This window comes from Endozoicomonas ascidiicola (genome assembly GCF_001646945.1).
In the GTDB taxonomy this organism is placed as follows: domain Bacteria; phylum Pseudomonadota; class Gammaproteobacteria; order Pseudomonadales; family Endozoicomonadaceae; genus Endozoicomonas; species Endozoicomonas ascidiicola.
In genome coordinates this window covers 323,490-345,246 of record NZ_LUTV01000002.1, presented here as the reverse complement: position 1 = coordinate 345,246, position 21,757 = coordinate 323,490, and the positions used below count along the sequence as shown (strand labels likewise).

Genomic DNA, 21,757 nt, shown 5'->3' with positions numbered 1-21,757 from the left:
TTTTTAACATCCTCCAGACCCTACAATAATCATAAACAGGTGGCACTCTTGGGATTTCTTAAACGTTGTTGTTTGGCAGTTATCATTACTTTGCCCGTTGCTTATTTTGTCGCATGGATGACCTACCCATCGCTGCCTGATTTATCGCCTTTTCAAACAGCTGCTGAGAAATACGATGTTGAGATTCTGCGGGATGAATACGGCGTTCCTCATATCTACGGAAAAAACGACACCGATACTGTATTTGGCCTTGCCTACGCCCATGCTGAAGATGACTTTGCAACTATTCAGGATGTGATTCTGGCAACCCGTGGCACCATTGCTGCTGAAAAAGGGTTTGATGCGGCAAAAACCGACTTCCTTATCAACTTTATGGGTGTCAGTGAGGCCATTACCGCAAAGTACAGCTCTCTGCCTGAAGATACTCGACAGATTGCAGAAGCCTATGCTGACGGGCTTAACCTCTATGCAGCAAAACATCCGGATGTTATTTCTCCGTGGCTACTGCCAGTGAAAGGGCAGGACATTGTTGCGGGTTTCACTTTCAAAACCCCTTTGTTTTATGGCTTTGATCGAGTAATGGGTGAGCTATTTTCTGGTGAGCTAGTCAAAGAGCACAGGGAGCAAATGAGTAACTCCGGTCAAACGGCATTTCTATGGGGGCAGGAAGATTCGCTACCTACCGGCAGTCAGGGAATTGCGGTTGCCCCCCATCGCAGCGATGACGGGCATACACGACTTTTGGTTAACTCTCATCAACCACTGACTGGCCCGGTCGCCTGGTATGAAGCTCGATTAAAATCGGAGAATGGCCTGGATATTGCCGGCTCTACATTCCCCGGCGCACCGTTGATTATCCATGGTCATAACCAACACGTTGGCTGGTCAAACACCGTCAACAAACCCGACCTTGTGGATGTTTATGAGCTGGCGGTTGATGACTTGGAAAATCCAACAAAATATCTGCTGGATGGAGAATGGCTGGATTTTGATATCCGAATTGCACCCATTGTCGTGAAAGTCTTTGGACACTTCAGGCTGTCAGTCAATAAAGAAATACTGATATCCAAACATGGTCCAGCACTGCAAACAGACGACGGTGTATTTGCGGTGCGCTGGGCGGGTATGGGCGAAGTGCGAACGCTGGATTTTCTGTATCGAATCAATCAGGCAGAGAACTTGGATGAATTCATTTCAGCCTTCGACATAATGGCCATGCCATCGATCAACTACGTCTATGCTGACTCTAAAGGCAATATTGGCCATTTATACAATGCCATGATGCCAAAACGAGAAGTAACGACAGACTGGCAAGGTATTCTACCTGGCGATGACAGCACTCTGATTTGGAGCGATTACTGGCCAGTCGGTAAGATTCCTCACACACAAAACCCGCCTTCCGGCATGGTGTACAACGCCAACAATTCACCTTTCAACGCCTCCGAAGGGGATGGTGAGCCTGATATCAAAAACTTCCCCGCTTCAATGGGATTGGAAATGCAATGGACTAACAGAGCCCGTCGTATAGAAGAGCTCTTTAAAGGTGATCCGAGCATCAGTGCTCAGGATTTTCATCTGTATAAATTCGATACTCGATACAGCGAGCATTCTGACGTGATCGTCAAGTTTAAGCAGTTTTTAGAACAGGGTTTACCGGAAGACTTACAACAAGAGCCTTATATCTCTGCTTTTGACCACCTTCAACAATGGAATCTGGATACTGATAAAAACAACCGGCAGGCAGCACTAGCCATTCTGACGTTGCAGGAGTCTCTAAAGTACGGAAAAAAGAGCAAAGAGGCTGTCAATATTGCCACCGAATTTGTAAAAGCTGTCGACTTACTGCTTGAAACACACGCAACCGTTGATATTCCATACGGGCAGGTTAACCGTCATGTACACGGCAACAAAAGCCTGCCGATTTCCGGAGGGCCTGATGTGCTTCGTGCTGTTTACGGGGATTTACAAGAAGACAGTGGCATTCTGAAAAATCGCGCTGGAGACAGTTATGTCATGTTTGTGGAGTGGGATGAGCATGGGCAAGTCAGCTCATCTTCTGTGCATAATTTTGGCAGTGCCACACTGAACCAGACATCAGCTCACTATGACGATCAGATGGAACTTTTTACTAACCACGATCTAAAACCGGTAAGACTGTCAAAAGCAGACCTTGAGAGCCACCTATCCCGTCGTTATCGCCCTCAGGATCAGTAGCAAATATTGATTATGGCGTCATCTTTGAACTGCATTCTCCAAAGCTGTCGCCATAACAAATAATTATCAAAATAAGAAAAAATGATAATTATTTAATACCTCACCAAATCTTTATTATTGTCTCATTTTCTGGCTGCAGAATCGCTTTTTCTTATAGCGTTCTACCACATTGAATAACAGGCAATATCGCAATGAACAATACATTATTTCAGCCTTTGCAGCTGGGTCGCCATACTCTGAACAACCGAATTGTCATGCCTCCGATGACTCGCTCCCGTGCCACACAGCCAGGTAATGAAGCGAATGAGATAATGGCAACTTACTATGCTCAGCGAGCATCGGCCGGATTGATTGTTGCCGAAGGCACTCAGATCTCGCCAATGGGTCAGGGTTACGCCTGGACACCGGGTATTTATACACAAGCGCAGATTGATGGCTGGAAAAAAACGACAGCGGCAGTTCATGAAAAAGGCGGTGTGATTTTTGCCCAGCTTTGGCACGTTGGTCGAGTCACTCATCCAGACAATATTGGTGGTGAGCAACCGATCTCTTCTTCAGCACTTAAAGCTGAAGGCGTGAAAGTTTTTATCGACAATTGCACTCAGGAACCTGGCTTTGTTGATGTGGTCGAACCCCGTGAAATGACCAAAGCAGATATCCAGATGGTGATTGCTCAGTATCGTCAAGCTGCTTTGAACGCAATTGAAGCTGGCTTTGATGGCATCGAGCTTCATGCCGCCAATGGATATCTGGTCAATCAGTTTATTGATTCTGAAGCTAACAACCGTACTGATGAATATGGCGGCAGCATTGAAAACCGTCTGCGCTTTCTGAATGAAGTCGTTTCCGCTCTGGTTGAAGCTGTTGGCGCAGATCGAGTCGGCGTACGTCTTGCGCCGTTTACTTCTCTGAACGGTACTGTGGATGCAACGCCTGCAGAGACCTATACCGCTGCGGCTGCATTGTTGAATAAGCACAATATTGTGTACTTGCACATTGCCGAAGTGGATTGGGATGATGCTCCGGAAACTCCGAATTCGTTTAAACACGCGGTGCGTAAAGCATTTTCTGGCGTTCTGATTTATGCGGGTAAGTATGACGCAGAAAAAGCACAAAAAACTGTTGCTGATGGTCTTGCGGATATGATCGGTTTTGGGCGCCCCTATGTAGCGAACCCGGATCTGCCAGAGCGCATCCGAAATGGTTACGCTTTAGCGGATCACGATCCTGCAACGTTGTTTGGTGGGGCTGAACAAGGGTTGACGGATTATAGAGTATACGCTGCCAGCGCTTAAGAAGATCAAGGTGTGCAGCAATAAGTCATATCGGTGTTTCGCTGCGCTTTTTGAGATGCATAGAAGGTGCAAATGCCCCCCGCATTTGCACTTCACAAGCAGGTATCATAGGCAATTGTGCCTGTTTGAAATGATTATAATTCGAAAAGTTCATACAGGACTCTGGAGAGGACAAATCAGATTTCAGGCACTGATAAGCTAACTCAATCAACTGATCCTGATATTCTACTTCCTTTTTTAAATTGATAACCTTTTGCTCAAGTGTCCTAATATACGAACCCTGCTGCATACAACATTTTACGAGGCGATCTCTTTCCTGCGCCAGAGACCCAAAATGATACCTGTAATCGGCTATGCGCTGTCTTAGCACTGATTCACTACCCTCTTGGTAAATAGCATGTTCTTCAGCATCTTCCGTCTGGTAACCACTGGTTTCGGTAACTGGGGATTCATTCATTTTCTCCGCTCTGACTACTTCCGAAGCCTTTTTATCCAAAGACTCAGAGAGACTATAAATCGATGATATTCTATTGAGATGACTATATTTACTAATACACCCATCACCCTTAACTATCGTCCTAGCTCTAATTGAGGTCCCTAAATAATCACTAATAGTATTTCCTGATCTTTTAGTTTTTGTCTTCAAGTCAACACCAGAAGCCGATCGGCCGCTACTGATACCTTTTATTACACCACTGCCCCGGTCGCTACCACTCGACTTGTCATTATTCTTGTTGCCCAAAAAGCAATCACCGAATATAGATTTTAAAGAGAAGCTCATAAAAATCACTCATTAACAGCATCTAAGCGAGTGCATGCTACTACTAACCAGTAGAGTCATAAGGAAGTGTTAGCAATAATGAAACTGTGAATAGAACTTTTCTGCAAAGTACAACGATGGAATAATTTAATATCATTCTCTTTGATGCGTTTTCTGACCATAACGACGATAAGCTTCGAGTGCCGAAGCCTCATCAATTAACATTTTCTCGAACTCTTTCAACTCATCATCACAGGCTGCTTTCATGGCCTGCAATTCACCTTTAAGATCGGTTTCATGAGCGGTCGATATCTTCATTTCATGCACCGCCTGATGAAAAGCGACATCAGCCTGCTGAAATTCATTGTCTGTTTCTGCCAGCACGCAGGCTTTCAGGTTTTCCACAACCTGCGAACGGTCTGCGGTTACCTGTGAAGCACCTCTTCCTTCCAAGAGATCCAGCCAGAGCTGTGTCTGTTCACATTCCAGCTGCAAACTGCGCAGGCTCTTTTCGCCAACACCTTCGGCACGAGCCTCACCTAATTTCTGCCAGGCTGCCTGATTTTTCTCCTCAAAAAGCGCAATCATGGAACCCAGCTTTTTCTGGTCATGAATCGGTTTCTGTCGGCTAAAAAACTTATATAGAGAAAGAGGGAGAAGGTTTCTGATCTTTGTTCGAAGGGTATGATTACTTGATTGAACGCTCTCTTTGAATGTTGCAGAGCTGCTGTCCAAAATACCGTGACAGCTTTTCAGGATATCTTTTAATTCTGCGAGTATTTTCTTCTCGTCATCATGGTTTGAATCATTATAGACGGAAGGTTTCAGGGCAGGTTTTTGTTCTGAAGATTGCTCGATTATCGAACCGTAGCCTGACGGGTCGGGGTCGTTCATTCAACATCCCTTTGCTGATATAGACCCCTTAAGCTTAGGCATTGCTGGCAGGTAGCGCCAGCAACTGCTTCACACTTTTCAGTGCCGCATCCAGCGGTGATATTTCCCCACCCATTCCAGTACCTTTTCAGGGGCATGAGCCCGCTTCCACTCACCTGCAGCAAACTTGTTCGCTTCGCTGAGTGTTGGGTAAATATGGATGGTGCCAAGGATTTTGTTCATGCCCAAACCATGTTTCATGGCGCTGATGTATTCTGTGATCAGCTCTCCGGCATGATAACCAACAATAGTAACACCAAGAATTTTATCTTTTCCGGGCACGGTGAGGACTTTCACAAACCCTCGTGCTTCTTCATCAGCAATGGCACGATCAAGATCATCAATCCCGTATTTAGTCACTTCGTAAGCAATGCCCTGCTCTTGCGCTTCCTGTTCATTTAAGCCAACTCTCGCCACTTCAGGGTCGGTAAAGGTGCACCATGGGATCACTGAATAATCCACTTTGAATTTTTTAAATCGCCCAAACAATGCATTAACAGCGCAGAACCACGCTTGATGAGCGGCGGTGTGGGTAAATTGATAAGGCCCTGCAACGTCTCCACAGGCGTATATATTGGGGAAGCGTGTTTGCAGATAATCGTTCACCGCGATGGTGCCACGGGTAGTTAACTCTATGCCCAGATTCTCAAGCCCAAGGTTGCTGGTATTGGCTTGCCGCCCGGTGGCAAACAGCACAACATCAAAATCAATTTGTACGATTTGTCCTTGAACACTGGCTTCCAGATACTGCCGGCCATTGTCATTTCTAAAGGCCTGCGCTTCATGACCGAGCCGTAAATCCACACCATCATGGATGAACTGCTCCATCACCAGCTTGGAAACATCTTCATCCTCACGGTGTAACAGACGACTGCCGTGGTCAACCTGAGTTACCTGAACCCCTAAACGGTTGAACGCTTGAGCCAACTCACAGCCAATAGGACCACCACCGACTACCAGCATACGGCCGGGGTTTTCACGGAGTTCCCAAATGGTATCCGACGTGTAGTAGTGAATATGCTCAAGACCATCTAACTGAGGAACAAAAGGTCTGCCACCACTGGCAATAATAATGTTTTTTGTACGAATTCGTTGGCCATCGACTTCCACTTCCCAAGGGCTAATAACCTTGGCAGTGCCAGTAACACAATCAACGCCCAGACCGGAATAACGCTCGATGGAATCGTGGGGCTCTACCTGTTTGATAACATCCTGAACCCGTTCCATAACTTTTCGAAAATTCACATCACCAGCAACCTGTTCGAGGCCGAACTCGTCCGCACGCTTCAGGTAATGGGCCATTTTGGCCGACCGAATTAACGCTTTGCTGGGTACACAACCGGTGTTGAGGCAGTCGCCGCCCATTTTGTGTTTTTCAATCAGAGAAACTTTGGCTTTTACGGCAGCCGCAATGTAACTGCTGACCAGCCCGGCGGAACCAGCGCCAATCACTGTCAGATTATTATCAAAGGTTTTGGGTTTCTGGAAAGCGCTGTAAACACGACGACGGCGCAGAGTTTCCATCACAGCTTTAGCTATCCAGGGGAAAATACCCAGCAGTACAAAAGAGGCAATCAAGCCCGGTGTTAAAATGCCTTTGAACGATAACTCTTCAACCAGACCAAGCTGAACGCCGGCATTCACGAAAACCGCGGTGCCTGGCAACATCCCTAATTGGCTGACCCAGGCAAACGTCCAGGCTCGCATGGCGGTCAGTCCCATAACGAGGTTGATCACGAAAAAGGGAACGGCGGGAATCAATCTCAGCGTTGCCAGATAAAAGGCACCGTCTTTCTCGACACCTTTATTAATGGTGCCAAGGTAGCCAGAAAACTTGTTCTCTACCCAGTCTCTTAGCAAGGTTCTTGAGAAGATGAATGCCAATGTGGCACCCAGCGTGCTGGCGAACGAAACCAGCAGCAGCCCGGGCAGCAAGCCAAAAATAGCACCACCAACCAGAGTAAGAATGGCTGCACCGGGCAAAGAAAGCCCTGTCACCGCCACATAGAGGGCAAAGAAAATTCCGGCAGTCAGAGCTGGGTTATCCTGATACAACTCCTGAAAGAAATCCCGGTTTAGATACTGCTGGCCATCCAGCCCATAAAATACAGCAATGGCAATCACCAGCACTGCAAGCAGCATCCATTTTTTCTGGTTCATAGTGCTTTCCAATTCGAGGGAATTTATACGTTATTTCACTTATAATGCCACCCATATTGATGAATTAGAAACCGCTTCTATATCTAAGCGATATAAAAGGATAACCAATCATGATCCATCGCCCGTTCCCGGCTAGCCGCCCAAGGCGTATGCGCTATAACGATTTCTCTCGCCGCCTGATGCGGGAAAATCAATTGTCTGTGGATAATTTGATTTACCCCATGTTCATTGTCGAAGGTTCTGGGCAACGTCAGGCCGTCGCATCTATGCCCGGTGTTGAACGCCTGAGCATCGATTTGCTGTTGGAAGAAGCCGCAGAGTTGGTTGAACTGGGCATTCCTGCGATTGCTCTTTTTCCGGTAACACCGGCAGACAAAAAATCAGATCTTGCCGAAGAAGCCTGGAATCCCGAAGGCCTCGCTCAACGTGCCGTTCGCGCATTGAAAGCGAACTTTCCTGAACTGGGCGTGATGACTGATGTGGCGTTAGACCCGTTTACCTCTCATGGTCTCGATGGCCTGACCAATGAGCAAGGTTACGTGGTGAATGATGAAACCGTTGAAGTGCTGGTTAAGCAGGCACTGTCTCACGCGGAAGCTGGTGCTGATATTGTTGCCCCTTCCGACATGATGGACGGTCGTATTGGCGCTATTCGCCAAAAGCTGGAGGCAGAAGGTTTTATTAACACTCAGATCCTCGCTTACTCCGCCAAATACGCATCCAGCTATTACGGTCCTTTCCGTGATGCAGTAGATTCCGCCAGCAACCTGGGCAAGAGTAACAAGTTCAGCTTCCAGATGGATTTTGCCAACAGTGATGAAGCCCTGCACGAAGTGGCAGCAGATTTGGCCGAAGGCGCTGATATGGTGATGGTAAAACCGGGCATGCCTTATCTGGATGTGGTTCGTCGGGTGAAAGATGAGTTTAAAGTGCCTGTGTTTGCTTATCAGGTCAGTGGTGAGTATGCGATGCACAAAGCAGCCGCCGCCAATGGCTGGTTGAATGAAGAAGCTGTGATGATGGAATCTCTGATGTGTTTCCGTCGGGCAGGTGCTGATGCGATTTTGACTTACTTTGCTAAAGATGCCGCAAAACTTCTTCGGCGATAACATAAAAACTTCACTTCAGAGATAGTCACTTCGGCTATCTCTTCAAAAGTAACGGTTCATTTTGATTCCCTGCGCCCTCCAAATTGTTCAATTCTTGCATCCAAAGGCTCTTTCGCGACTGCCTGCAATCTCTCCCATAATGGGTTTGTTTCGATGTGGATACCGCTGTCCCGCATGGTGCGATAAAACCGCCCCAACTCCTCTTCCGTTTTGATTAGTACCGGTGAGTCATTATAAATACCCATCTTGCTCTGCATTGACTCAGGTATAAAAACGGTTGTTGGTAGATTGATTGACATTTCAGACACCGGATTATGAGTATCCGCACCATGATGAACCATATTTCGGTCTTCTCCACGAGCAAATGCGTCGTTAAGTGCAGTAATAACGTCTTTTTTTCTATTGGATATAAACCCTAATTCTTTATCAAAACCCTGAACTCTATCTTGCTGACCAAGATCCACAGATTCATATTTGGCATGAACGAACAGCAGATCAAAATCCGCAATCACCGGAAGCACCTCTAAAGGTTTCCGCTCAGAACCCGCTCCTGAAAATATTTCCCACTGATCGTCCTGCCGCTGAAAAGCCTCAAAATGTTCTGTAGATCCATTGGGAGATAGGCTTGTGAAGGAAAGACCGGCAACATACTCACCGAAAGGCTCAATGATCTGCCTATCACTCAATTGCCCAAGACTCGTCAGTTCCTCAAGCCTTTTTGTTGAAATGCATAATTGCTCACTGACAGCATGCCCTTGCTTGATTGCGGCTAAATTGAGCTGATTATATTTTGTTACTTTCACAGGATCACCGGATAACTTACTAAAGAACTGATCTTTGGGAACGAACCCCGCCATCGGCCCCCAATTCGAAGATTTTCCTTTTATATTCAGTCCTTTGGATGCATAACCTTCTTCAATTAATGTACGATAAATTGATTCAACCGGTCGATACGCAATAATGGTTTCTTCCTGATTTGCCACTCGTTGTGACTGCTCAAGGTAACGTCGTGGAATTCCCTGATTCTTATAACTCGCCACGTTTTCCATGCCAATCAGAACTTGTTTATCTAATTCAGGCTCTCTCTGTACCTGTTTTTTTAGTCTGATGATGCTTCTTGTCGCAAGTGCAACTCTTTTAAAAATGTTGGTAGCGCCCAGATTGCCAATAGTAAATGAGGGGGGAGAGTTGAGCTCTTTACCTTCCGCTTTTAAAAACAGGTTATTTTTAAGGTCTAGTGGTTCTACCGTAACGCCCGGCAAACTGCTGGTAGATTGCCAGTTCTTGTGCATCCCAGTGAACACGCTTTGTTTAATTGGCCTAGGATCAGAAGCAGCCCTGGGTCTCATAGAAAGAGCGGATTGGGTATGCGTATCTGAAAAAGCAGCCACCGCATAATTTCTAAGTGGCCTTCTGGTGCTATTAACCCTACTGGAGGCGTCTTTGATATAACTCTTATTTACATTATGCGGTGTGGTCTTGCGACCAAAACTTTTGCCAGCCTCATGGCTAAAAGATGTTGATGGGCTTTGAGAAAAACCTGCTCTGGGCCCTGTATTATCTACTGACATGCCACCATTCCATTAACTCAGCAGGATTTCAATATCCAGACATATTTCAACTATCGGCAGGTTTCGAGTTAAGCATCAGCCTTAAAGGACGAGAATTGAAAGACGGCAATATTCTCAATAGAAATCTGTTAGAATAAAATAGATAACGATCTGCATAGTTTCCTTTGTTTTGTCATCTAAGGATTTTATGCTCAAAAGTTTCTTCTCCGATTTATTGTTTGTTCGCCGAACAGATTTTAATCATTGAAAGTCCGGCTTTACCACCTTGTTTACGGCTTTTTCGTTACACAGAGGTCACATGGATAATCCCCAACAATCGGATGTTCAGGACACCCAGGCCCAGCCTTCGGAAGTGACAGAACCCGTTGCCCCCAAAACACTCGCCCCAAAAGTTACTGACTATCAGAACCCTGATTACTATATTAACCGCGAACTCAGCCACCTGGCCTTCAATTTCCGGGTTCTGCAGCAGGCACTGAATGACGAATACCCATTGCTGGAGCGATTCCGTTTCCTGCTGATTTTCAGTTCCAACATTGATGAGTTCTTTGAAATCCGGGTTGCCGGACTGATGCAACAGGTGGACTTCTCCCGTGAACAGGTTGGTCTGGACGGTATGGGGCCGCAGCAGGTTCTCAAAGAAATCAGCAAGAAAGCCAAAGAATATGTCGAGCTGCAATACCAGATTCTGAATGAAAGTCTTCTGCCCAGTCTAAGAGAGGAAGGCATCCGCTTTCTGCGCCGGAATGAGCTTTCTGAAAAGCAGCAGGCATGGATCAAACGCTTCTTCTATCACGAAGTCATGCCCATTATCAGCCCAATCGGGCTGGATCCTGCTCATCCATTTCCACGACTCACCAACAAGCTGCTTTGCTTTATTGTTTCTCTGGAAGGAAAGGATGCCTTTGGCCGTAATACCGGTATGGCAATTATCCCGGCCCCACGCTCATTGCCTCGTATTGTGAAAATGCCAGCGGACGTTTGTGAGGGTCGCGAGAATGAATACGTTTTCCTCTCTTCCATCATTCATCGTCATGCGGCAGATCTGTTTCCGGGCATGGATATCAAAGGCTGCTACCAGTTTCGTCTGACCCGAAACAGTGACCTTGATCTGGAAGATGAAGTAGAAGACCTTGCCAAAGCGCTGCAGGGTGAGCTGCTTTCCCGACGTTATGGTAAAGCCGTACGTCTCGAAGTGGTGGATAACTGTCCACAGCCTCTGGTGGATTTTCTGCTGGATGAGTTTGGTCTGAAGGAAGAAGAACTGTATCGAGTGAATGGGCCGGTAAACCTGACCCGCATGATCTCCATCTGCGACACCAACGACAAACCAGAGTTGACGTTTCCCCCATTCACGCCGGGTTATCCAAAAGGCCTGCACAGCAAACGCAAACATGGCAACAACGTAATGGATCTGGTGGGCAAGCAGGATATTCTGCTGCACCATCCTTTTGAGTCGTTTACGCCGGTTGTGGATATGTTGCGTCAAGCCGCCAAAGATCCGGATGTATTGGCTATTCGCCAGACGCTGTATCGTACCGGCGCACATTCCGAAATGGTGGATGCTCTCGTAGAAGCTGCCCGCCAGGGTAAGGAAGTGACAGTTGTCGTAGAAATCCGTGCCCGCTTTGACGAAGAAGAAAACCTGGCGCTGGCCCGTCGTTTACAGGAAGCAGGCGCCGTTGTCGTGTATGGTGTGGTTGGTTATAAAACCCACGCTAAAATGATGTTGATTGTTCGCCGGGAAGGACGACAGATACAACGTTACGCCCACCTTGGCACCGGAAACTATCACGCCGGTAATGCTCGACTTTACACCGATTACAGCTTGCTCACCTGTGACAAGATTCTGACCAACGACGTCCATAAAATCTTCCACCAGTTGACGGGAATGGGCCGTGCGGTTCGTGTTCGCAAGCTGTTCCATGCGCCATTTACCTTGAAGAAGAACCTGATCGATCTGATCAATCAGGAAACCAATAGAGCGAAAGAAGGCAAAGCGGCTCGTATCATCATCAAAATCAATTCGCTGACGGAATCCAATATTATCCGAGCCCTCTACAAAGCCTCTCAGGCGGGGGTTGAGGTCGATATGATCGTGCGCGGTATTTGTTGTCTACGGCCCGGCATTGAAGGGCTGTCGGATAATATTCGTGTCAGATCCATTGTCGGGCGGTTCCTTGAGCACACCCGCATCTACTACTTTGAAAATGGTGAAGACGATGCGTTGGTTTATTGCTCCAGTGCTGACGCCATGATCCGTAATCTGGATATGCGGATTGAAACCTGCTTCCCGGTTGAAGATCCAAAACTGGCGGCACGGGTGAAAAAAGAGCTGGATTATTATCTCACCGACAACACCCGGAGCTGGCAATTACAAAGTGATGGCGAGTATGAAAAGAACAGACCGGTACGCAACCAGCGTCGTCGGAATGCCCAGGAGCGTTTAATGGAAACGCTCGCTATCATCGCCAACAAACCTGCCGCTACCGAGTAATATTGAATTGCTGATGGCTGAGACACGGCATCTGTTGCCTGATCTCAGCCAGCCTTTCTAAATCCAACTCAGCTGTTATTACGGCGACACCTTCTTCCGGTGCTTCTGCCAATATCTCTCCCCAAGGCGAAATAATCATACTGCGACCATAAGTTTGCCGGCCATCCGGGTGCGTGCCAGCCTGGTTAGCTGCCAACACATAACATTGATTTTCAATGGCTCTGGCTCTTAATAGAGCTTCCCAGTGGGCTTTACCGGTCACTTTGGTAAACGCAGAAGGCACCGTGAGGATGGATGCACCCTGATTAACCAGATAACGATATAACTCTGGAAATCGCAGGTCATAACAAATAGACAGGCCAATCCTGGCTTTCCTTATATCCACCAAAACAGGCTCTTTACCCGGTTCAAAATCATCAGACTCCCGATACCTTCCTTTATTATCCGATACGTCGACATCGAACAGATGCATCTTGTTATACACTGCTACTTCTTTTCCTTCCGGGCTGTATACACGACAGGAAGCATAACTCTTGTCACTGCCATGAACGGATACTGGCAACGAGCCGCCAGCCAACCAGCACCCAAGCCGTTTGGCTGTCTGCGACATCCATGTCATTACCTCATCAGAATGTGCTGAGAACGCAACCTGAGAGCTACCCAGCATGGCAAAACACTCCGGCAGCAGGACAATATCCAGCGTATTCGGCACATAACCGTTTAACGCATCATCAATAATGCTCAGATTGGACTCAAAGTCCGCACCTGAATTCAACTGCACCACAGCGGATACAAGACGATTCATTGTTATTTTCCTATGCCTGACGGTGGATTGAATGGTACTTTCTTGAGAGTACCTTTCACTACCAATAAGAACGACATGTGCCTCATTGTTTTTTCCTGGCAACCCGACACTGCTACGCCACTGATTCTTGCCGCTAATCGTGATGAGTTTTATCAGCGCCCGACTGACAGCGTCCAGTATTGGGATGACCACCCCGATGTCTTTGGCGGACGCGACCTTGAAGCCGGCGGCAGCTGGCTGGCCATCAATGAAAATAGCCGCTTTGCGGCTGTGACCAACTATCGTGAAATGCCATCTGTAACAACAGCGCGATCACGGGGTGAGCTTGTGAATAACTTTGTGACAGGCTCTCAAAGTGCTCACGACTATCTGCACGGCATTAAACAGCAAGCAAACCAGTGGTCAGGGTTTAATCTACTGGTGATGGATAACACCGGCATTTACTATTTCAGTAATCGCGCTGGTGATATAGATATAGCACCTCTTCCAGCAGGTATCTATGGTCTTACCAATCACCTGCTGGATACGCCCTGGCCCAAATTGATCAAGGCAAAGGACGATTTTTCCCATGCTATCTCTCAAACGGCATCCATTGACAGTAACCAATTAGTCGAGCTGATGCACGACAGCACTCAGCCATCGATCGAGCAACTTCCAGACACCGGTGTTGGCAAAGAGTTGGAGAAACTGTTATCCAGTTGCTTCATTGCCAGCCCTAATTATGGAACCCGCAATACCAGCGTTTTAGTTCTGAATGACGAAGGCATTCTTCAATGGACGGAACAAAACTATCTACCTAAAGGCGTAGTGGGTGAAAGGCAAAACTTTCGTATCAACACAGTGAAAACAAATGAACTAAGCTAGAGGCTGTTGATAAGTTGTCTGAGGTTGAATGATGGCTGCACAATCTATCCGTCCTATCCGTCCTATCCGTCCTATCCGTCTTTTACTGCCGTTGTTGATAACATTACCTTTTACCGTCTTCGCCATTGTTCCTTCGCAGGCTCATCAATGGATTGAATTAGGCTCTGCGCCTGCACGGTTCAGTGAGAGCTCTCTAACCATCGTGCCCAACAGTGACAAAAGCTTTGCCAAGCTGCGATTTCATATTTCACAAGGGAGCATCATTTTGCATCAAGCCAGAGTGTATCTGGTGAATGGTGATGTTTTTCACTTTGGCCTGCAGAAAACCTTAAAAGCCAGTACCACAGAGAGTTCCGGTTATGAGTACTCTCAAATGATTCCTCTGGTCAACGCTCAGCAAAGCCCAATTAAAAGAGTGGAAGTGTCTTATAAATTCAAGATGCAGCAACAGGCGTCAAACCCGGTGGTGCTGAAATTGCAGGGCATACCCGTCAAGTAGCGTCAGGCGGGCTTTTCCGAAAAGCGACGGCTTTTGATACCCAATACTTTACCAACGCCTTCTTTGCAGAGAGCCAGTTCCAGAGAGCTTCGAATCAACTCTGCATTATCCTGTTGGAGCAATTCGGCAAAGATTTCCTGAGCCCGCTCCATGCTGATTTTCCGCAGCACCCACTTCACTTTCAGCAGGTTCACAGCACTCATGGAAAGCATATCAAACCCCATAGCCACCAGCAGAACAGCAGCCGCCGGATCGCCAGCCATTTCACCACAAATGCTGACGGTTTTGCCCGCCTCATGAGCATCATTGACCACCGATTGCAGCGCTTTTAATACGGCGGGATGGAATGAATGATATAGGTCAGAAACTCTGGGGTTGTTTCGATCCACAGCCAGCAAATATTGCGTGAGATCGTTGGAGCCTATAGACAGAAAATCCACCCGAAGCGCCAGATCTTTCACAATATAAACGGCGGCAGGTACTTCGATCATCACACCAACCGGCGGCATTTTAACAGACCAGCCTTCTGCCAGAACTTCTTCATAAGCGCGATGAATTAGATGTTGGGCTTCTTCCACTTCAAAAACACTGGAAATCATCGGCAGCATAATGCGCAGATTATCCAAACCCAAACTGGCTTTCAGCATGGCGCGCACTTGTACCAGAAAAATCTCCGGATGATCCAAAGTAACCCGAATACCACGCCAACCCAGAAATGGATTGTCTTCTTTAATAGGGAAGTAGCTGAGGGATTTATCACCGCCAATATCCAGCGTTCGCATCGTGACAGGGCGCGGGTGAAACGACTCTAACTGGTAACGGTAAATTTTTTCCTGTTCAGATTCACTGGGAAAACGATCCCGAACCATGAAGGGCACTTCTGTCCGGTATAGCCCAACGCCCTCGGCACCTCGATCTAATGAACGAATAGTATCCGTCATCAAGCCGGTGTTCACCCAGAGTGAAATGCGATGTTTATCCACAGTTTCACAGGGCAAATCAGCAATGGCTTCGAGCCCTTTGCTGAACTGATTTTCTTCTTCAACCACTTCAACATAATAGTCGAGAAGCTCCTGCGCTGGCGTTGAATACACCAGCCCAAGATTGCCATCGACAATCATCTTCTTACCGGACAACTTATGAAAAGGAAGATCAACGACGCCCATCACCGTGGGCACGCCCAAAGCGCGGGCAAGAATCGCAACGTGGGAATTACCAGAACCCCGGATAGAAACCAGACCCGCCAGAGAATCCTGAGGCACTTCGCCCAGCATGACCGGTGACAGCTCTTCACTGATCAGAATCGTATTTTCCGGATATTCAACCCGAGCATGCTCACCCTGCTGAAGGTAAGCAAGCACTCGCCGCCCCAGATCCCGCACATCCGCAGCACGTTCCCGAAGATAATGATCATCCATCATCTCAAAATTACGGACGTGCTCTTCAATTACCTGACGCAGAGCACCCTGAGCCCAGGCGCCGGCACGAATGCGATCACGAATCTCCTGACCAAGAGCACGATCATCCAGCATGCGCTGATACACATCAAAAAGAGCACGCTCTTCTTCAGGTAAACGACTGGCCAACCGCGTAGCGGTATCTTCCATTTCTGCACGAACGGCAATCAGTGCATCACCAAGAAGCGTTAACTCCTGATCAAGATCTTTCCAGGTGCGATCAGGCACTGAGCTCAAATCCGCTGGCGGAGAAACCACAACCACATGGCCAATGGCGACACCCGTTGAACCAGCACTGCCTTTAAAACGCGCGATTTTCTTTTTCTTCGCCGGCGCAGAAGTCGTTGTGAGGGTGGAGGTCACCATCGTGATGGAACCGGTTGCCTGTGCATGGGCAATGACACCGGCCAATTGGGCAGACATGGTGACCAGAAACGCCTCTTCGTGCTCATCGAAACGACGCTGTTCAACCTGCTGAACCACCATAACCCCTAGCGGGTTACGGTTATGAATGATGGGAACCCCAAGAAAAGACGTAAGACGTTCTTCACCGGTTGCCTGGACGTAATGAAATTTGGGGTGGGATGCCGCGTCTTCAAGGTTCATGGGCTCTTCACGCAGCCCCACTTGCCCTACAAGACCTTCGGAATGGGCAAGGGTCACCTGACCAACCGCTTCAGGGTTTAAACCTTCTGAAGCCATTAGCGTGTAGGTGGAATTTTCAGGATCGAAGAGATAAACCGAGCAAACTTCAGTTTCCATGGCGCCACGCACCCGCTGCACGATGATCTCCAGAGCCATCTGGAGATCGGAGGCGGCGCTGACTTCCTGAACAATATTGCGCAGGGTATTCAGCATGTCAGTTAAAGACCCTGTTTTAAGTTAGAATTACTCGTTTTTTAAAAGCTTAGCCATCGTCACTGGCCTGTAGCTTTGCAATCCTTGGCACCAGCTCCTTTAAAGCCCGGCGATACACTTCCCGCTTAAACGACACCACCTGACCAAGGGGATACCAATAGCTGACCCAGCGCCAACCATCAAACTCCGGTGACCTGGTATGGTCAACCCGGATACGGTCTTCATTGCTTACCAGCTGCAGCAAAAACCACTTCTGTTTTTGCCCGATACACAGAGGCTTCTGTTCTCTGCGCACCAGCCGTCGAGGCAGACGATAGCGCAACCAGCCACGGGTGCAACCCAGGATTTCCACATCCCCGGGACAGAGACCAATCTCTTCGAATAGTTCTCTGTACATTGCATCTTCCGGTGATTCCCCGTCGTTAATACCGCCCTGGGGAAACTGCCAGGAATCCTGTCTGATTCGCCGTGCCCACAATACCTGACCGTGATGATTTGCGAGGATAATGCCCACATTGGGCCTGAATCCATCATTATCAATCACGTTTTGGTTACCTTTGGGTCACCTCGATGCAGTGCAACTTATTTCAGTTCATTACAACCTACGAGCATCCAGCAAGGGATCGTCGCATAAAACGTGCCTATGAAAAGGAATAAACACAACCACTATTCGGCAACCACTTAAATTATTTCTTATCACGCATTGTTTCACAAACTGCCAGTTCTCAGCAAACAGGCATTTCAAGAACTTTGGGAATATTCCCTGGCAGCTGTAATCCCTTGATTCTCTATTTTAACGCAAGAACTGCTGGCGCATCGGCGCACTCTCAAAGAAAATACCAGCAAAATAAGAACCTGCTTTTAAGGATTCCCCATGGCTCTTGCGATTTTTGACCTTGATAACACCCTCATCGCCGGCGACAGCGACGCACTGTGGGGCGATTTTATTGCCACCAATGGGCTGGTTGATTCAGAGATCTACCGGGAAGGGAACAACTACTTCTACCAGCAATACCAGCAGGGTCAGTTGGATATCCATAAATATCTGGCCTTCTGCCTGAAGCCACTGACGCAGATGAACCTTGATGAACTGGCGATATGGCATGACCGCTTTATGGAGCAAGTTATCAACCCGATCATGCTGACGAAAGGCAAAGCACAAATCGAGAAGCACCGGGAACAAGGCGACTTTCTTATGATCATCACCGCCACCAACCGGTTTATCACCGAACCAATAGTACGACAGCTGAACGTTGACGAGATGCTGGCGATCGATCTGGAAATCAAAGATAACCGCTACACCGGCAATATCGTGGGAACGCCAACCTTTCAGGATGGCAAAGTGACTCGCCTGCAACAGTGGCTCGATAAACACCCCGAGCATTCTATGGCAGGCAGTTATTTCTACAGCGATTCAAAAAACGATCTGCCGCTATTGAAACAGGTAGATCATCCCATCGCTGTCAATCCTGATCCGGAGCTCGAGAGTATCGCCAGAGATCAGGGCTGGACAGTGATGGACTTTCGTTAATAACTCATTAATACGGGGTCAAACGAGTAAAAATCGATTTAATATAATCGGTCTCAGGAATGGCCGGATGAACAGGGTGATCCGGCCCCTGATGCCCCTGCTCCAGAATTTGCAGATTACGACCAATATTCCGACTGCCTGTACGAAGCAAGTCCACCATATTTTCTCGCTGCAAATGCATGGAGCAGGATGCCGCTATCAAGTAGCCATCTTTATCCAGCAAACGCATAGCCAGCTCATTAATACGACGATAGGCTTGTTCACCCACTTTGATATCTTTGCGTTTTTTAATAAACGCCGGTGGATCGACAATGATCACATCAAAGCGTTCTTCAGCACTTTTCAGGGATTTCAGCGCTTCGAATGCATCGCCTTCAATGGTTTCCACTTTGTCCTGAACGTCATTCAGCTCGGCGTTGGCATGCACGCTGTCCAAAGCAAATGCAGAAGCATCCAGACAGGTGACTTGATCTGCCCCAAACGCTGCCGCCTGAACACCCCAACCACCCACATAACTGAAAACATCCAACACTCGCTTACCCTGAACATAAGGACGTAAACGATCACGATTCATTCGGTGATCATAAAACCAGCCGGTTTTCTGGCCTTCCACCACCGGTGCCTGAAAACTCACGCCATTTTCTTCCAGCATGACCACATTTGGCACTTGACCAGAGACAACGTCTACGTACTGCGTGAGATCTTCCAGCTTGCGTCCATTGCCATTATTTTTGAACAGAATGCCTTTTGGCTTGAGGGCCTTATTCAGCGCATCGATAACAACATCTCGCAGGTTTTCCATACCCGCTGTGGATATCTGTGCCACCAGATAATCACCAAAACGATCCACAACCAAACCGGGCAAGCCGTCACTGTCGCCGTAAACTAATCGATAGAAGGGCTTATCAAACAATCGCTCCCGCATACTCAATGCAATGTTGATACGATGCACCAACAGTGATTTATCCAGCATCTGTTCACTATCACGGCTGACCAACCGAGCACAGATCAAACTGTTCGGGTTTACATAGGCAATCCCTAACGCTTTGCCATTGACGTTTTCCACCAGCACTTGCTCACCAAGCTCGAAACTTTTCAGCGGGCTTGTTTTGGTGTCCACTTCATTACTGTATATCCACAGGTGACCGAATTTCAGACGGCGATCTGCTTTGTTCTTCAACCGTAATCTTTTTATCAACATTTTATAACCTTTTTGATTTAAACGGCTGCCGACGGGAATACCAGTAAAGCCAGACAGACAAGCTCAGTGTTATCAACAAAATAATCCATGAGCCATAGATGACACCGCTCCAGCCAGACCAGCGCCAGAAGATACCCAGATAAAAACCACCCGTGCTGGCTCCAAGGTAGTAGAACACTAAATAAAGCGACGATGCACTGGCTTTAGCACTCACTGCATTATGGCTGACCCAGCTGCTGACATTGGAATGTGCAACAAAAAAACCAAAGGCATTGATCAGAAACCCACAAATGATCCAGCCGATCGACTGAGTCAGCATTACGCCAGACCCCAGAATAATCAGACAGACACCGGCAGCCATAATCAAAGGTTGTGGAAATAAACCGGAAAGCCGACCAGAAAACGCGGCCCCCATGGTGCCACTGAGGTACGTCAGAAATAACATACCCAACCAACTGGACGACAATCGCCACGGCTCCTCGGACAGCAGAAACGTAGCGTAGGTATATTGGTTGACGAAAATGAAAAAGTTAAACCCGCCAATCAGAAAGGGCACCAACAACAGCGGGTTTCTCAAGTGCCCAAAAAGATCGCAACAGATGGTTCGAAACTTAAGCGGTGCTGGCTGAAAATTTTTGGAATCTGGCAGCCAATACACAAAGATAGTCAGGCAAATCAAACTGAACATCGCCATAAATAAAAAGGCGTCAGCCCAACCAAACCAGTCACCAACAAAGCCACCAATCAATCTGCCGCTGATACCGCCAAGGGAGTTGGCACTGATATAAATGCCCACAGCCAACGTGAGTGCGGGCTTCGCAAATTCATCACCCATGTAAGCGATAGCAATAGCCGGCAGGCCCCCAAGACAAAAACCTTGTACTGCACGCAGCACAATCATGTGCTCATAATCACTCACCTGTGAAATCAGCGCTGCGCATAAAACAGCACCGGTCATAGAGCCGATCATTAACGACTTTCGCCCAATAGCGTCAGACACTGGCCCGAAAAACAACAACGACAAACCAAGCATAAACGTGGCAATGGTAAAACTCAGCCCTGCCTCAACAGGCGACAGCTGAAAGTTATCCGCCAGCATTGGCAATAGAGGTTGGCTGATATAGAGGTTTGAAAATACCATAAAGGAGCCAAGGCTCAGAGCCAAAGTGGCTCGCCAGAAACGGTGAGTACGTGCTTCAATCATGACGGCTTACCTGATTCTCTCTTCTGGTCAGTCTTCTGATTCAATAGTCGCGCTCAACTTTTGCAATTCTTGTTTTGTACGACGAATACCATTGCTCACGACCAAGCTTCTGAGCGTTGCGATGCTCAATGTTGTCTTTCCAATGTTTGATGGATTCCAGATCAGCCCAGTAAGAAACCGTGATGCCTGCCTCGTCTCTGGCAGATTCCACTCCAAGGAAGCCCGGCTGCTGTGTTGCAAGTGCCATCATTTGATCAGCCATTTGAGAGTAGCCGATGTCCACAGGTGTTCTGAGTGAGGTGAATATAACCGCGAAATAAGGTGGCTCTGGCGTATCAGCAATCAGTGACATTTTCGTCTCAGCCTTTGGCCTGTTTTAGGGGGCGTTACCAACTGGTCATCCAGCCAGTTGGTTATACAAACACTCAGGCAATACCCAAAGGGCATAAAGGCGAACGATGCAGGGCATGGTGGTTCCCTATTCAAATCGTTCAACGCAGCATGAGTGTTTGTATAACCAACCCGAAGGGCCACCCATGATTTGCGCCATACAGCGTTACTCGCTGCTTATGTGGAATAACCACACAGCGCAGCTCGTGCCTTGCCTAGCGCAAATCATGGGTGGCTGGTTGTATGACCAGTTGGTAACGCCCCCTAGTTCGTTGTTCTTATGTGAAGCTGCAGTCTATTTAAAGAAAGCGCTAACTACCAATCCAAAGCCCCTACTTTTTCTATTTTCTTTCCCGAAACCCGAGGGAAGACTAACCATTACCCATAATCGTATCAGGGGAACTACGAA

Annotated in this window: 17 protein-coding genes; 7 read left to right on the top strand and 10 right to left on the bottom strand. The window is 47.7% G+C overall.

All coding sequences use genetic code 11. The annotated features are described in order from the left end of the window. Positions 1-48 precede the first annotated feature (48 nt). Together AKL11_RS05600 and AKL11_RS05595 are read left to right on the top strand one after the other, a co-directional pair. Positions 49-2,214: a penicillin acylase family protein gene (locus tag AKL11_RS05600; RefSeq protein WP_216636446.1), complete on the top strand. Its 2,166-nt coding sequence runs from the start codon at positions 49-51 to the stop codon at positions 2,212-2,214. A 191-nt stretch (positions 2,215-2,405) separates the two neighbouring features. Beyond that, positions 2,406-3,509: an alkene reductase gene (locus AKL11_RS05595; protein WP_067515629.1), complete on the top strand. Its 1,104-nt coding sequence runs from the start codon at positions 2,406-2,408 to the stop codon at positions 3,507-3,509. A gap of 25 nt (positions 3,510-3,534) precedes the next feature. Here the strand turns inward: AKL11_RS05595 and AKL11_RS05590 are convergent, their stop codons facing one another. The 3 genes from AKL11_RS05590 to AKL11_RS05580 form a co-directional block, all read right to left on the bottom strand. Then, positions 3,535-4,290: a hypothetical protein gene (locus tag AKL11_RS05590; protein ID WP_067515628.1), complete on the bottom strand. Its 756-nt coding sequence runs from the start codon at positions 4,288-4,290 to the stop codon at positions 3,535-3,537. 132 nt (positions 4,291-4,422) lie between these two features. After that, the gene (locus AKL11_RS05585; protein WP_067515627.1) at positions 4,423-5,163 is read right to left on the bottom strand and encodes a hypothetical protein; all 741 of its coding nucleotides are present in this window, start codon (positions 5,161-5,163) and stop codon (positions 4,423-4,425) included. A 78-nt stretch (positions 5,164-5,241) separates the two neighbouring features. Then, positions 5,242-7,362: a dihydrolipoyl dehydrogenase family protein gene (locus AKL11_RS05580; protein WP_067515626.1), complete on the bottom strand. Its 2,121-nt coding sequence runs from the start codon at positions 7,360-7,362 to the stop codon at positions 5,242-5,244. 110 nt (positions 7,363-7,472) lie between these two features. Here AKL11_RS05580 and hemB point away from each other — a divergent pair, with 110 nt between their 5' ends. After that, on the top strand, positions 7,473-8,471 hold the full coding sequence (hemB, locus tag AKL11_RS05575; RefSeq protein ID WP_067515625.1) for a porphobilinogen synthase: 999 nt from the start codon (positions 7,473-7,475) through the stop codon (positions 8,469-8,471). A gap of 56 nt (positions 8,472-8,527) precedes the next feature. Here hemB and AKL11_RS05570 read toward each other — a convergent pair whose 3' ends face one another. After that, a complete protein-coding gene (locus AKL11_RS05570) occupies positions 8,528-10,042 on the bottom strand; it encodes an anthrax toxin-like adenylyl cyclase domain-containing protein (RefSeq protein WP_067515624.1) in 1,515 nt (504 codons plus the stop codon). Between the two features lie 298 nt (positions 10,043-10,340). Between AKL11_RS05570 and ppk1 the strand changes: the two genes are divergently transcribed. Further along, positions 10,341-12,539 (top strand): polyphosphate kinase 1, encoded by a 2,199-nt coding sequence (ppk1, locus tag AKL11_RS05565; protein WP_067515623.1) that lies wholly within the window; start codon positions 10,341-10,343, stop codon positions 12,537-12,539. Here the strand turns inward: ppk1 and AKL11_RS05560 are convergent. After that, positions 12,529-13,344 carry a carbon-nitrogen hydrolase family protein gene (locus tag AKL11_RS05560; protein ID WP_067515622.1) on the bottom strand — a complete coding sequence of 272 codons (816 nt, stop codon included), beginning with the start codon at positions 13,342-13,344 and terminating at the stop codon, positions 12,529-12,531. The genes ppk1 and AKL11_RS05560 overlap by 11 nt on opposite strands. Positions 13,345-13,419: 75 nt before the next feature. On the opposite strand from AKL11_RS05560, the gene AKL11_RS05555 reads away from it, so the two are divergent. Beyond that, positions 13,420-14,208 (top strand): NRDE family protein, encoded by a 789-nt coding sequence (locus tag AKL11_RS05555; RefSeq protein ID WP_067515979.1) that lies wholly within the window; start codon positions 13,420-13,422, stop codon positions 14,206-14,208. Positions 14,209-14,236: 28 nt separating this feature from the next. Continuing rightward, positions 14,237-14,707: a DUF2541 family protein gene (locus AKL11_RS05550; RefSeq protein WP_157673431.1), complete on the top strand. Its 471-nt coding sequence runs from the start codon at positions 14,237-14,239 to the stop codon at positions 14,705-14,707. 2 nt (positions 14,708-14,709) lie between these two features. Here the strand turns inward: AKL11_RS05550 and ptsP are convergent, their stop codons facing one another. Both ptsP and rppH read right to left on the bottom strand, forming a co-directional pair. Continuing rightward, a complete protein-coding gene (ptsP, locus tag AKL11_RS05545) occupies positions 14,710-17,022 on the bottom strand; it encodes a phosphoenolpyruvate--protein phosphotransferase (protein ID WP_067515620.1) in 2,313 nt (770 codons plus the stop codon). 49 nt (positions 17,023-17,071) lie between these two features. After that, positions 17,072-17,566, bottom strand: coding sequence for an RNA pyrophosphohydrolase (rppH, locus tag AKL11_RS05540; protein ID WP_067515619.1), 495 nt, complete (start codon positions 17,564-17,566; stop codon positions 17,072-17,074). A 330-nt stretch (positions 17,567-17,896) separates the two neighbouring features. Between rppH and AKL11_RS05535 the strand changes: the two genes are divergently transcribed. After that, positions 17,897-18,553: a histidinol-phosphatase gene (locus tag AKL11_RS05535; protein ID WP_067515618.1), complete on the top strand. Its 657-nt coding sequence runs from the start codon at positions 17,897-17,899 to the stop codon at positions 18,551-18,553. A gap of 7 nt (positions 18,554-18,560) precedes the next feature. Here the strand turns inward: AKL11_RS05535 and AKL11_RS05530 are convergent, their stop codons facing one another. From AKL11_RS05530 to AKL11_RS05520, 3 genes are read right to left on the bottom strand one after another with little or no spacing between them, the layout of a single operon-like run. Further along, complete coding sequence (locus AKL11_RS05530) at positions 18,561-19,754, bottom strand: class I SAM-dependent rRNA methyltransferase (protein WP_067515617.1); 1,194 nt, start codon at positions 19,752-19,754, stop codon at positions 18,561-18,563. A gap of 1 nt (position 19,755) precedes the next feature. After that, positions 19,756-20,958, bottom strand: coding sequence for an MFS transporter (locus AKL11_RS05525; RefSeq protein WP_067515616.1), 1,203 nt, complete (start codon positions 20,956-20,958; stop codon positions 19,756-19,758). Positions 20,959-20,998: 40 nt separating this feature from the next. Continuing rightward, positions 20,999-21,310, bottom strand: coding sequence for an antibiotic biosynthesis monooxygenase family protein (locus AKL11_RS05520; protein WP_067515615.1), 312 nt, complete (start codon positions 21,308-21,310; stop codon positions 20,999-21,001). Positions 21,311-21,757 lie beyond the last annotated feature (447 nt).